This window comes from Verrucomicrobiota bacterium, assembly GCA_027622555.1.
Lineage (GTDB): Bacteria > Verrucomicrobiota > Verrucomicrobiia > Opitutales > UBA2995 > UBA2995.
The window spans coordinates 1-14,040 of the sequence record JAQBYJ010000041.1; the positions used below are offsets into that span (position 1 = coordinate 1).

At 47.4% G+C, this 14,040-nt stretch carries 10 protein-coding genes and 1 pseudogene; all 11 read right to left on the minus strand.

The annotated features are described in order from the left end of the window. Window positions 1-39: 39 nt before the first annotated feature. The 11 genes and pseudogenes from O3C43_12230 to O3C43_12280 all read right to left on the minus strand — a co-directional run bounded on the left by O3C43_12230 (window position 40) and on the right by O3C43_12280 (window position 14,026). On the minus strand, window positions 40-708 hold the full coding sequence (locus O3C43_12230) for a sulfatase-like hydrolase/transferase (protein ID MDA1067260.1): 669 nt from the start codon (window positions 706-708) through the stop codon (window positions 40-42). 139 nt (window positions 709-847) lie between these two features. After that, window positions 848-1,618, minus strand: a complete 771-nt coding sequence (locus tag O3C43_12235; GenBank protein MDA1067261.1) for a ThuA domain-containing protein — start codon at window positions 1,616-1,618, stop codon at window positions 848-850. Between the two features lie 197 nt (window positions 1,619-1,815). Beyond that, complete coding sequence (locus O3C43_12240) at window positions 1,816-3,294, minus strand: sulfatase (protein ID MDA1067262.1); 1,479 nt, start codon at window positions 3,292-3,294, stop codon at window positions 1,816-1,818. 247 nt (window positions 3,295-3,541) lie between these two features. Further along, window positions 3,542-5,650 (minus strand): PQQ-dependent dehydrogenase, methanol/ethanol family, encoded by a 2,109-nt coding sequence (locus tag O3C43_12245; protein ID MDA1067263.1) that lies wholly within the window; start codon window positions 5,648-5,650, stop codon window positions 3,542-3,544. An 85-nt stretch (window positions 5,651-5,735) separates the two neighbouring features. Further along, window positions 5,736-7,787, minus strand: a complete 2,052-nt coding sequence (locus O3C43_12250) for an NAD(P)-binding domain-containing protein (protein ID MDA1067264.1) — start codon at window positions 7,785-7,787, stop codon at window positions 5,736-5,738. Window positions 7,788-8,131: 344 nt separating this feature from the next. Continuing rightward, the gene (locus O3C43_12255; protein ID MDA1067265.1) at window positions 8,132-8,269 is read right to left on the minus strand and encodes a hypothetical protein; all 138 of its coding nucleotides are present in this window, start codon (window positions 8,267-8,269) and stop codon (window positions 8,132-8,134) included. Between the two features lie 425 nt (window positions 8,270-8,694). Next, window positions 8,695-9,051 carry a DUF488 domain-containing protein gene (locus O3C43_12260; protein ID MDA1067266.1) on the minus strand — a complete coding sequence of 119 codons (357 nt, stop codon included), beginning with the start codon at window positions 9,049-9,051 and terminating at the stop codon, window positions 8,695-8,697. Between the two features lie 70 nt (window positions 9,052-9,121). Then, window positions 9,122-10,591, minus strand: a complete 1,470-nt coding sequence (locus O3C43_12265) for an amidohydrolase (GenBank protein MDA1067267.1) — start codon at window positions 10,589-10,591, stop codon at window positions 9,122-9,124. Between the two features lie 507 nt (window positions 10,592-11,098). After that, window positions 11,099-11,395, minus strand: a pseudogene (locus tag O3C43_12270) (glycerophosphodiester phosphodiesterase family protein). A gap of 438 nt (window positions 11,396-11,833) precedes the next feature. Then, entirely contained in the window at window positions 11,834-12,544 is a 711-nt protein-coding gene (locus O3C43_12275; protein ID MDA1067268.1) for a DUF6090 family protein, read from the minus strand. Between the two features lie 18 nt (window positions 12,545-12,562). Then, window positions 12,563-14,026 (minus strand): sulfatase, encoded by a 1,464-nt coding sequence (locus O3C43_12280; GenBank protein MDA1067269.1) that lies wholly within the window; start codon window positions 14,024-14,026, stop codon window positions 12,563-12,565. Window positions 14,027-14,040 lie beyond the last annotated feature (14 nt).

A 14,040-nucleotide genomic window follows, 5' to 3' on the forward strand; every position in this document is an offset into this window, starting at 1 on the left:
TCATATATAACCTTCTTATTGTATATAAGCAACTGACTGTCAATGAGTTAATTTATCAAAGTGCCCTTTATTCTTTTGGATAAACTCCAAAGTACGATCCATCAGAAAATCGGTCGCATAGGATTCCTCATCGGCTTCGCCCACTTGGTACCCGGGAATCCCATCTCTTCCAGCCGGGGCATCTACGCGAGCCCCGTCCTCCGTTTCTTCAAACTTTTTATAATGCCCGCGATTGAACATGAAACGGTTGTCTTGCCAACCGAACTTACGCTCAGGTTCCCATTGCGGCTTGCCGTCACCATCCAAATGCCATTTCCCGATATAGCTCGTTGCATATCCGTTTCGTCCCAGGACGTCCGCAAAAGTAACCATATGGCCGTGCATGGGGATATCGTTGGTAGGAACCCCAGTCAGATGCGGATACATACCAGTGACGAATGCGGCTCGCGAAGGTGAACACACCGGTGATGTCACATAAAAGCTCGTGAGAAGCGCGCCTCCCGTGGCCAAAGCATCAATGTTTGGTGTATCTACCTTCACACCCTTCCCCCACATAAACGCCTGATCCTCCGACATCTGATCCCGATAGCAGCCCAGTGTTCGGAAGTTGTGCTCGTCTGTCATGACGATGACAACATTGGGTTTGCTGGCTGCAAAGGCGGATGACCAAGTTAACAGAACAAGAAAAACGGTAATAAAATGTTTCATATACATTGATACTTTAAAGTGAAATCCTGAACAGATATCTGAATATAGAAATGTACAAGCTGCTTTAGCTGCGAATTGTAGCTTGTAACAAATCGCAGCTAAAGCAGTTCCTACACTTCCTTCTAAATTCTGCCTTCAATTACTCCTTCCCAGCAGCCCACAGAAATCCGTGTGACAACAAGTTAATGAAAACAGGATCTCCAAAGGTGGCATCTGAATGACCGTAGGTCGTACCGAATACGCGGGTACCCTCAAAATCGTTAACCCAGACAACGGGATAGTCGTTTCCATCCTTTTCACTTTTCGACGTCGCTAAAGCTGTGGCGCTCGGCCAAAGTTTTTCAATGATGTATAATTCATCCATAGGCGTTACCCAATCGCCAGGCGTACCCTTCATGGCCGGATGATTCTTTTTTAAAACCTTCACAGCATAATTACTCTGGTGATCATGCTTTTTACTGGTCACTCCGAGAAACTTGCGCCAATCATCGGCTTCGATATCGCGATAGGTGTGCATCGCACAATGAATTACTATTCCCGGCACACCGGCATTTTTATGACCGTCCGCTACTTGCTTAATATAGTTGGTATTGGTAACTTGAGCAAAACACTCGTTGTGAATTACAATATCATAAGGCTTCGCCCAATTCGGATCTGAATAAAACTCCGACTCGTGATCTTTTCCAGTTCCTCCTTCATGGAGAATCGTCCAATTCACATCGGTAATCTTACTGATACCTTCAGTTATGGCGCTCGTTTGGTAGTGGTAATTGTGACAGCACCCGCCTGTAATAATGAGCGCTTTAATCGGTCCAGCTGAGGCCGGTTTCGAAGCGTGACGAGCGGCTGATAATGAAGAAGCCAACAAGGCTCCAAGAGCCAGAATTCCCAGGGTTTTAAATAGTTTCATAAGGTAAATAATTAATCAGAGTCAAAAGCTAGCACCTCAACGAGCCTTTGAAAAGGATTACCTAGCAGATTCTGAAGGAGGCAGATAATTTAGAAATTGAGACCCAGCCGGCGAAGATTCATAAAGAAGATCTCGGGGTAAAGCCGATTAGTGAAACGCGTGGTTTTTTATGATTACTTGGATGAAAAAATATTTCTTCACCGCGGCCCATGCCGATTGATCTCGGATGCGAAATTCGATTCGCCTGGTGTTTCGTGTCGGTAGCTTTGGTTCGCCACAACCCGTTCACCGGTTTCTTTGTGGAATTCATCCTGAGTTATGAGTGCGGGATTTGAGTCTCCGGTTTCCTGCATCCAGATCTGCAATACTCCGGCAAGTGCTTTTTGAATTCCTGCATAACTATCGTTTTCCGCAAGGTTGTTCGTCTGGTAAATATCTTCATTCACTTGGTAGAGCTCTTTATCGGGACGCGGAGCGATAAACACATCTTCCTGCACCGGGTTTAGCTTACCTTCCTTAAAGGCCGCCAAAAGTTGTTGATGCGAGGGCGACCTCACGGAGTCAGCCGGTCCCTGCCAGGCTTGTTCAGAGCGAAAATTCTCAAGGTATAGCCAATCCCTGGTTCTAACACTTCGCCCCAAGGCCTCGTAGTCATGCCAGTTGTGTTCTGAAAAGGCATACTGCCGAATCTCAGCTTTATTGTCGGTGAACAGTGGCAACATGCTGACACCTTGAAACGTTTCACTGGTTTCGCCTTCGGCTACCTCGACGATAGTCGGTGCCAAATCGATTACGCTCACCAGGCTATCACAGGTACCGGTGGCCTCAATACCGTCTGGCCAGTGCGCAACCAACGCTGTCTTCATGCCTGAATCATGCAAACGTGTTTTCGCCCGGGGAAATGGGCGTCCGTTATCGGCGAGTACAAAAATCAAAGTATTATCCAACACATCTTGCTCTTTCAATTCTTCGACTACTTGCCCGATGAAGTAATCGAAGCGCTTTATTTCATTGTAATAACTAGCCAGGTCCTGGCGGGTTTCCGGAGTGTCTAAAAGAAAAGGTGGCACAGTAACATCGGCAATATCAGTCATGGGACCATATTGATCCGGCTTCCAGTCTTTATCCCCATCCCACTGCCGATGCGCATCACTGGATGCAAACCAGAAAAAGAACGGTTGGTCTTCAGGACGCTCCTGAGTGACTTCGACCCAAAAAGCTTCCCCACCCTGATTACCTGGTTCTTTGCCGCCATCCTCATGATCCCAAAATTCTTCGTGCGATCCGTCCTCACGCTTCATGTGATTCTTACCGGATAGGGCAGTGTAATAACCTTCATACTGTAAGAGCTCCGGTAACCATGGCAGGTGATCAGCGATTGCGAGATGCAACTCTGCAGCCTTTCCATTGTTATGAGGGTACCGACCCGTTATAATACTGGAGCGACTGGGACTGCAGCTACTGGCCGTCAAATAAGCGTTGGTAAATTTCAATCCGTTGGCCGCCAGTGCGTCGATATGGGGTGTCCTTACTCCAGTGTTTCCATAACAGCCAAAATCATTCCAGCTAACATCGTCAGCGATGAAGACAATGATGTTGGGTTGGTCTTGAGCGGAAAGACTGGCAAGGAGAAGGGCCAAACCAAGCAAAAGGCATATTAATCTTCGATGAACCATGGGACGACATTGGAAACTAGGTCCGCCATTAATTCTAGCTCAAACTTCCGATTAATACAACAAGCAGCACAGCAAGATGCTATCGACCCACTAACATGACCGATGGCACCGTCAGACTCTTAGCGACAGGAGAGAATTTTTTAGAGAACGTTGTGTTCCAGTGCCAAGCTGGGGCATGGCATTCCCAGAAAATGTCGCGAATAAATTTGCTCCTACATTTTGCAGAACACGAAATCGAACACTACAATTAATTATTCTCCCTTTGCTCAATTCGCTTTGTCAGCGCCTCGGCCAATATAAAGTGTTTCACATCCAGAATATCCTGATCCGATAATCGGTCGCCAAAGTTTGGCATGCCCTTTCCCAGAAAAGCGCCCTGCCCGACAATCATAGGAAAAAGCTCAAAGGTTTCCCGTGTAGCGGTTTTTAAATCCGGAATGATGCCACCAGCATGGCATTTTCCACAGTACGCACCATAAATCTGCCTCCCGTTTGCCAGTTCTTCCTCGCTGGCCTCGAAGGAAAGATCAATCAGTGATCTCGAAGTAAGTTCAGGAAATTCGGGAATTTTTTCATCCCTTCCAAGGGCAAATGTATAAACTGTTCCTGGATTGATCTGCTTCGTTCGGGGTGTCTGGTAAATTCCATATACCCCACCCCAGCCAACTGCGATGGTCAGATACTGAATACCGTCCACCATGTAAGTAATGGGCGGGGCAATGATGCCGGTCTCTACCGGAAAAGACCACAGGGTTTCTCCAGTTTGAGCATCATATGCTATGAGTAATCCTTCAGCGGTACCCTGAAATACAAGGTCTTTTGTAGACAGCACGCCGGAACTCGCGGTCGTGTCGTAGGAAATACTCCAGGCTTCCGCTTGTTTTACCGGATCCCAGGCAAGTAACTTTCCATAACGTTGAAGTGCTTTCTCATCGTCCCGGAGCATTTTGTCATTTGATGGATCGGCACCAATATTGAAAACCCGGGGATCAGGATTGAACACGAAGTTATCGGGTTGACCTCGCACCACGGAAGTTTCTTTGGCCGGAATGTAAACCAAACCAGTATAAGGATTAAAAGCCATGGGATGCCAGTTGTGGGCTCCACCGTGGTAGGGAGCTATTCGCACATTCTGGTCGATGTACCGTGCGAAGGAAGTCTCAATCGGCCGACCTGTCATGTAGTCCACTTCTGTGGCCCAATTAATATAGGCGAACGGTTCAGCGGAAATAAATTCACCGTTGGTGCGATCAAGGACGTAGAAAAAACCATTCTTGGGAGCCTGCATCAAAACCTTGCGTAGAACTCCTTCGATTTCGAGCTCTGCCAAAGTGATTTGCTGCGTTGCCGTGTAATCCCAGGAATCACCCGGCGTTGTCTGATAATGCCAGACATATTCGCCCGTATCAGGATTCAACGCCACAATAGATGACAAAAACAGATTGTCTCCCCCACCCGGACTACGGATTTCACGGTTCCAGGGAGATCCATTCCCAACACCGATATAGAGTAAGTCGAGCTCCGGATCATATACCATGGAATCCCAGCAGGTTCCTCCTCCTCCCATGGTCCACCATTCGCCTGTCCAGGTTTTGGCTGCTTCTTCCATCGCCTGGTTCTCGAATCCCTCTGCGGGATTTCCAGGTACCGTATAAAATCGCCAAAGTTGTTCACCCGTCATGGCATCGTATACGGTGACAAAGCCTCGGACTCCATACTCGGCACCACCGTTTCCTATAATTACTTTTCCATCAAAAACTCGAGGGGCTCCTGTAATGGTATAGGCCTTTTTCTGATCCACCGTGATGACAGTCCACACTTGTTTTCCTGTGGCGGCATCCAAAGCTACCAGTCGACCATCCAGAGTGCCGACAATAACGAGCCCTTTGTAGAGAGCGACCCCCCGGTTCACCACATCACAGCAGGCTTTCTCTCCAAACTCTCGCGGGACTTCCGGATCATGGATCCAGATAATTTTTCCTTTCCGCACATCGATCGCATAAACCACGCTCCAGGGTCCGGTCAAAAACATGATACCATCCACCACTAAAGGGGTCGCTTCAATGCCGCGCGTTGTGCCGAGATTAATACTCCAGGCAAGACCCAACTCATTGATGTTATTCTTATCGATTTGATCTAACGGACTAAACCGATCCTCCTGATAATTCCTGCCATGCAACAACCAATCTCCCGGGGTGTCGTTCGCGGACAATAACCGCTGATCATCAACCGCCTCAGTCACAGCCCGGATATGTTCCACTGAACCTGGCTTCGGTTTTTCTTTTGAACCACAGCCCGCAAATAAAAATGCCAGGCCGATGAAGAACAAAAGTTTGGGGTGGGATTCTGAGGTCACAATGATTGAGACGCTGCTAAGAAAATGAGACTAAAGCAAAAATAAAAGAAGTTCACTTCCTGCGGTTTGACTCGCGACAAAGGTCTTAAGACTCAACAGCCGAGCTTTTCTCTTTTCGAGCATCGTTGTCAAAACTCAGGACTTCCATCGGACAAACCGTGATGCAGATTCCGCAATGGATGCAGGATGAATTGGTATTATCGAAAGCTTCTCCATTTTTGGCAAAGGCCATGACATCGACTCCCACCTGACAATAGGTGGAGCATTGAGTGCAACTGATACATTTTTCGTTGGAACTGATTTGAAGGGTTCCATACCACTTCGACAGGATTTGCATGTATTTGGCCAAAGGGCACCACATGCGACACCATACCTTGCCTCCGAAAAACGGATACAGCGCGACAGGGATAACCGCGACTAACCAGAAGTCGACGATGAGCGCATACAACCCATGCCAAACGCCAGCAGTTCCGGTGTTACCGCCATAGGCAAATAAAATAACACCCGCAGAAATAAATGCCCAAAACATAATGATGGTTCCGACGGTTTCCCATTTCTGAGATCGAACACCTTTGGGTGCCAGGTGGCGCCAACGATCCCCAAAGGTTTCGGCAAGTCCACCACAACCACAAATCCAGGTACAAAACCGCTTTCCATGCCAACGAACCGAAATAGGTATCACCACAAAAGTAATCAATGCCCCTATCCCGATGATAATCCATTGCATCATGGCTTGATCGGATCCGCTCCAATTATAAAAGGAATCGAACAACAGGGGAAAGGGATTATTCCAGGCGTAAAACCTCCACCAATGCTGTGGAAGAAAAACAGCAGCCAGTACTTCTACACCAAGGAAACTGATAATTTGAAAACAAATTAAAGAGGCAAAGCGGTAGGTCTGATAAGTATCCTTTCCACCAAGATTCCAGCGCTTCATCGCTTTCAATCCGAAATAGGTCATGAGGAAGGTATACAATAACGAATACCACAGCGACGGATGGGACAATATACCCGGCAGGTCTTTAATTCCGAATTGATAAGGAAAAGGCCAGAACCCTTTTTTCCAGGCATAAAGGGTATATACAACAAGACTGGTGATTCCCAGCCAGGTCCACCGCGAACTTGTCCACTGAGACTCGAGACGGATGCCCACTTGTTTTAAAAATCCAATAGGCAGTTCGGCACCGATCATTTCAAAAACGGTATCATTAGGCAGGCGCTGCGGCTCTTCATCACCCGTTTTAAAACCAACATCCTTCTCACCGACGCCAACCAAGGCAGAATTCAAATAAACCGAAACCTGCCCGGCTTTTTCGAGCTCTCTCAGTTTGTCGATATTACGTTTCTTAGGAAAAATAAGCTCTTTATCTATAGTGACCAAAGTGACTCGATTGTGCGGTGCCAGAGCTATCGCTGCCTCCATGGCCACATCTCCACCGCCATAAATAAGAAGATCCTGATCTTGATAATCGGCTGGATCGATCAGTCGGTGAAGAATCTTTTCAGCGTTTTCTTTTTCGCCAGGTACGCCCGCTTTACGTGGATTTCCACTTTTACCAATCGCGAGAATGACATACTGGCTGGTAAAAGAGTCCTTGTTGGTGGTAACCAAAAACCGACCGTCCTTACGCTCAATGCCATCGATCTTTTCGTAGCTTCGAATTGGGAGCTGTTCCTCGGTTACAACCTGGTCCAACTGCTCAAGCAAGGTTTCCTTCGTTCCCTCCTTCAATTCCCAGCCACCTTCAAACTCCATACTAACCGGTTCCAAATAAAGCGGCTTTCCTTTGGTAAAATCTCGAATGGTTTGGAAAGACTGGCGCGCATCGATTCCCACACTATTGATTCCAAGTTTGTGCAGTTGACGCAGGCTTCCCATACCAGCGCAGCCACAACCAATCACGGTAACCTGATAATCACAAGCGGAGTCTTCTTTTCCTTTTAACCGGCTGGCAATTTCGTTCGCAGTTTTGAAACCTTGATTGATCGTCATCTTGATCAATGCGGTTCCCGAAATATCGCCTATCACAAACAATCCAGGAATATTGGATTCGGCATGGTCATCGATCACAGGAAGATCGGGGTAAGAAGGCCCGAGAACCTTTTTGCCGAACATGACTTTAAGCGTATCTATCATAATGGTGAAAACCTGGGCAACCTTACGTCAACCGGAGCGAGATTCGAGAGTTAAAGGAGAAACTCTTGATATTTATTTAGGCTATTCGATTGGGAGCGTTGAATGATATCAATATTCCATCCTGGCTGAGCAAGCTGCTTTCAGGAATGTAAACCGTGGGATGCCAATAGCGAGAAAACCTATTCGCTCAAAAGAAATTCCCCAGGAATAAATAATCCCCGGGCAAGCCCTCGACCTTGCGGTCGCCAGCCGCTTCGCAGCTGCGGGGTATTTGAGATTTGAAATTGGAAATTTTAGAACGCCGCAAGCGGCGGGGTATTAGACCCGTGCCGAATAAATAAAACTCAAGCTGTCGTACTCCGGCCAGCCCGACCAGGCCAACCAGAAAGATTTCCATCCTCGGAAATATATTTGGGCGAAATGGTGTAACTGAACTTTACCAGCTCATCCACGAAGATGCCTTCGTAAACGACCGTTTTCAAAACTTAAAGTCCAAAGGGCACCTCCTTTCACATCCATTCCTTTAAACCAGTTGTATTGAGACGGATCTAATATGTCCTTTGTTTTTGTTTTCGCCAGGTAGACTCCGCTGGCCCGATTATAACCAAAATAGAGGTAGACAAAATCATCCGGAGCATCCGCATAATCAGGACCAAACTGACAAATACCGCGAACTCGAAAACCATCCGGTACTCGGGAAACGCACGCCCCTCAGACAAACTCCAGGACTCTCCATGGTCATTGGAAACAGCGGTGTAGGTGTTCTCCGAAAACACTTTACTCTTCCCCTTCGTCCAAAACATGAAGAGCTTATCAGCGATCGGTCCCTACCTTGGGTTTGGGAAATTTCGGTAGGGCGGTTTCGCCGAAACCGCCGTTATTTTTTCCCTTTTAAAAAATCAAACTTCTATTTAATCGAGCTCTCCAGGTATTCTTTCAAAGCCACTGCTTGGTTATGTTGAGTATCACGAGCTGAGTAAAGAAGAGTAAGTATTTTCTCCTTCGAGACCAATTGCTTAAATTCAGAAACCAACACCGGCGACGACTCCAGTTCCGCAAAATAATGTTTCTTAAATTCATCCCATCGGTCCGGGTCGTGATTGAACTCTTTGCGTAACTCAGTGCTCGGTGCAATTTCCTTAAACCAGATTACCCCTCTAAGATCAGACTTACTAACACCACGCGGCCAAAGGCGATCTACCAGGATGCAAAAGCCGTCTTCCGGTGATATCGACTCATAAACACGCTTCGTACTTATTCTCACAATAACAGTCTTATCCAATTCCTTCTATTACTTCTGGTCCAACAAACGCTGTCTTGATAATCGATTTAGGCTAAGGTTGTTTTAGTTGTGGATAGCTAATCCCCAATTGCTCCAGGTAGGTTTCGTATTTAGACGGATCGTAATAGAACTCCTTCAGCCGGTCTTTGAACTCAGCCATGATTCCCACATTTTTTTCGATGGCGGGTGGATCGTCATCCGAGATAAAAGGCTGATAGGTTTCTTCTGCGGTTTGTACGTCCTTGAAATAGGTCCAGGCATCTTTAAGTAACTGTTCGTCCTGCAACATATCCAACATGGTAGCGGCAACAACCTTTGCCCCGGCATTTGCTCCCTTGTGGGCGATTGGAGTAGCCATGGCCATAGCACTGGACCAGTGATGCGCAATCATTCCACTCACATTTGAAGGATATCTCAATGTTACTGTGGGGACGTTCCAGGAAACATCACCTATGTCATCGGAGCCACCAGACACTGGATCTTCTTTGGGTTCACTGATTCCACTCAATTTGGTAGCCAAGCCTTCGATTTTCTTTACCTTCATGAATTCCTGCAGGGCTTTGGCAAAGATCTGATCATCATCGCTCCATGGAGGCAAACCCACCGCTTTGATATTTTCATCCATGGCAAGGGCAATGGGTTTGTTAAAGTGGCGCGGGTAGGCAGTTCCAATGATTCTCCTGCTGATAGTCGTATCCGTCATCAACGCCGCGCCTTCAGCCATTTTCTGTAGTGTGGCAAAGTTTTCACGAATCCCTTCGGCCGTAATTTCACGAATAAAATACCAGACCGTTGCTTTGGAAGGCACGACATTGGGTTGATCGCCACCGTCTACAATCACGTAATGGGAGCGTTGCAGTGGATGAAGGTGTTCACGTCGAAAATTCCAGCCGACATTCATCAACTCGACCGCATCCAACGCACTTCGACCCTTCCAGGGAGCTCCTGCGCCATGAGCCGCAACCCCGTCGAAGGTATATTCAACAGAAACCAGTCCAGTCCCGTTGGGATTCCCCCAACTCACATTCATATTATTAGCTACGTGAGTGAATAGAACCGCATCTACCTCTTTGAATAAACCGTCACGCGCATACCAAGCCTTGGCGGCGAGAAGCTCCTCCGCAATTCCCGGCCATATAACAATGGTCCCGGGCAGACCTTCTCGTTTCATCAGGTCCTTTACGGCCATCGCCGCGGTAATAATCACAGCCATACCCGAATTGTGCCCCTCTCCATGGCCCGGCGCTCCATCGATCATAGCTTGTTGATAAGCGACGCCCGGTAATTGCGAAGCCTTCGGGATACAATCCACATCCGTTCCCAGAGCGATAACAGGTTTGCCACTCCCCCACTTCGCCCACCAGGCAGTGGGAATTCCGGATACTCCGTGCTCTACTACAAAATCATTTTTCTTTAACAACTTCGTCAGGTAGCGTTGGGTTTCAAACTCCTGAAAACCCAATTCAGAAAACGAGAACAGGCTATCGACAATTTCCTGATTCAGCTTGGCGAGATCATCGATTCGATCAGCAGCTTCCGCTTTTAAACCGGTTAAGGCCTGATGCTCTCTTCGCTCATTCGAATAATCACCAGCAGAGATACGTTCCAAAGTTGCCCGGAGCTTTTTTGGATCATCAGCTCCGAGCGAATCCGGTTTATGAACCAACAGCCCGAGCGTTTCTTCCATTTCGCCTGTTCCGCCATTGAGATGCAACTTCTTACCTGTGCCCCTCACGCGTTTTACAGGTTCATCTCCTTCAGTCAGCCAGTGGGGCCAGATTCGAATAAACTCTGTACCCGCTTCGGCAAATGCTTCAACATCCTGGACCGTTGGAATAAGTCCCAATTGCTTGGCCTCCGGTAGCAACTTTCTAAAACGTTTCGCCTGCTCCACGCTCCGAACGCCAACCAAGGTTTTTGCAGGATCACCATATTCACGAACCACTCGAGCAACCTGTTGATCATAGCTTTCACCTTGTTCTTTCAAATCGAGCAAGAGATCAATTTTACCACGGCAAAGCTGTGCTACTTCAATCAACGAGGGGATTCTCTCTCCACTAAACCTGCTATCGTAATGTGAACCCGCATCGAGCCGCTGAAGTTCCGCCAGCGTCAATGCATTCGCAGGTCCTTCTCCATTCGTAGTCCGTTCAAGAGTCGCATCGTGCAAAACAAACAACTGACCATCCTTGCTGGTACGCACATCCACCTCCGTAGCGGTAGCACCCACCTCGATGGCTCTCACCACGGAAGCGAGTGTGCATTCCGGACGTTCCGCGCTAGCACCACGATGGGCAATGACCTGTGACACCTGGCTCGCCGCCATTATAAGATCCTGCCTCGAAGCGAAAGAGTCCGATATAAGCCCAGCGAAAAATAGCAAAATTGTAGTCTTTGCAAACAGCTGGTTATTTGGAAGAATAGGAGCATTCATGGCATCCAATTTTGACAAGCTTGTTAGCACAAACGCAAGGAGCCATTTCTCAACAATCAGATATGCGTGTGATTTCAATCAGAGTCAAAAGTGCCACATAACAAACGAGCCATTTTAAGGCAGGAACTTCGCGTTTTTGGGTAATCCGGTCTTTCTGTTCAATGGTAGGGAAAGAGCGTCATCGCTCTGCCGACGTAAACCAGTAAGAAACGGCATCGCGAGGATGCGATTGCCCTACCGAAAGACATTTTTTTGACATGTTTTAAAATCACACCGAAAGATCAGCTCGATCGGCAGAAATATAGAAAAATTAAAGTGCCTCCAAAGCAGCTAGGATTTCTTCGGTTGTCGCCTATTCAAGCGATGCTTTAAATCGAAATGAGCGTAGACTTCTTTGCGCGAAATAAATTTGCGATATTCTTCCTCCGACAAGTTATATGACTCGGGAATATACCGAGTACTCGCAAAACTTGACCACAAAACATTCAAAGTCCCCAATTGCTTACTAATTTCCATAAATGAACCTGAATCACTAAAATTGATTCCAACTCCAATGGAGTCATAATATTGCAAACGATTGTTATGATGCTCAAATTCGACAAGTAAGTTATTTAACTCAGAATCTCCGAGAAGTGCTATTGAACCGGTGGATATTGCGGCCCGATAAAAACCAAGAAATGGCTCGAATCTATTATTCGGCCTGACATTTTCTGCCAATGTTTTAAGCTCATCGACGGTCAAATCGCTGTTATCTCCAGTGGCATTTTCAAGGAAAGTTTCCAGACCGGATTGAAGTTCCTCAACATCGGCAATGACCTGTTCCACACTTTCAAGATTCCTCTGAAAATCCGATTCCAAATTCTTTATGAGCTTCAATCGCTGTTGCTCAACCTTTCTCTCTTCATTCCAATTATTAACCGATAAGGCCAACAGGATACCAATCATCACCAGCAGGATTTCACCTATGGCATACTTAAGATACTTCAGCACTTTATTCTCATTGATAAGGCCCTGGCGAATGGTTCTGAAGAATCGGATCATCGGATTATTTATTTAATACTAAAAGCTACTGTTCTTTTCTGCTAATCGATCACGCATTTGCCTGAGAGCGCTTGCGTGGTCTTTCGAACCAGCCAGGTTGGTAAACTCATTCGGGTCGTTGACAATGTCGTATAGCTCCTCGTCTCCCCCAGACCAATAATTGTAGCGGTAGTGATTCGTGCGGATGGATTCTCCCATTCTATTTTTATTTCCTACCACCGTGTAAGCTTCCGTCTTCCCTTTCGCGCGGGCAGGATCCTTCATCAAACCAGTCAGACTCATACCTTCCAGGTTAGATGGGGCCTTCTCCATTATTCCCGTGAGCTCAGCAATGGTTGGATACAAATCAACAAGCTCAACCAAGGCATCCGTGCTCTTACCCGCTGAACTTTCGAACCCCGGAGCAGATATTAACAGAGGCACCCGAGCACTATTCTCGAACAAACTGCCTTTCTGCCACAGAGTATGGTGTCCTAAATTGTAACCATGGTCAGACGTAAAAATGACGACCGTGTTTTTGCGCTGATCCAATCTATCGAGTGTATCCAACAAGCGCCCCACCTGGTCATCCATAAATGAGACACTGGCATAGTAGGCAGCGAGTGACTGCTTTTGCTGAAGCTCACTCATGCCGTATTTGAGTTCGTTGGCATTCGTTGCTGCCATGGCTGGAATATCATCGAGGTCCCCCTCAGGAACATAAGGCAATACCGAGTCATCTTCCGGGTATTTATCGAACAGCGACTTCGGAGCAACCAAAGGCACGTGAGGTCGCACGAATCCAACAGCCAGAAAGAAGGGTTCGTTTGGCCTTAAAAACTTTGAGTGATCTCCGTCACGAGCTCGACTTTCCAAAATCGCTATCGCCTGGTTGGCCGCCAGGATATCGGCCTGGGTTTCAATACGATCATCAGGCACAATGATTCGGGCGAAGTTGGAGCCGTAATGCGCTCTTTTAGGAGAGAGTAATTCCAAGATTCCAGGACTCGCGGTCTCGGGTGCCATGACGTTGAACGCGCGATCCCAGGAATCGGGCTCATCGCCGCCAGCATCGCCCGCTTCAATCCCTCCCGGAACACCCATGTGGTATATCTTAGATACCCGGAGTGAGACATAGCCATTGGTGCGCAGCAATTCCCCGATACTCGGGTGATCCGCTAACGCCGAATTAAGCACCTTATAACTTCCAAGCGTGTAGTCGTTACCCAGCATCTTTGTGCGCTTCGGATACAAACCACTCATGAAGGACGCGCGCGACGGCCCGCACACCGGATACTGACAATAGGCCTTGTTGAACTGAACGCCTTCACTGGCCAGACGATCCAGGTTCGGGGTCTGGCAAACCTCGTTTCCGTAGGAGCCAAGGCAAGCTGTCAGGTCGTCACTGACGATAAACAGAATATTAGGTTTGGCGGCCATAAGAGCCGTGGTTAGACAAGCCAGACCAAGCGAGATAAAGGCAAAGAGTTTTCTAAAACTCATATTGAGTACGGGTT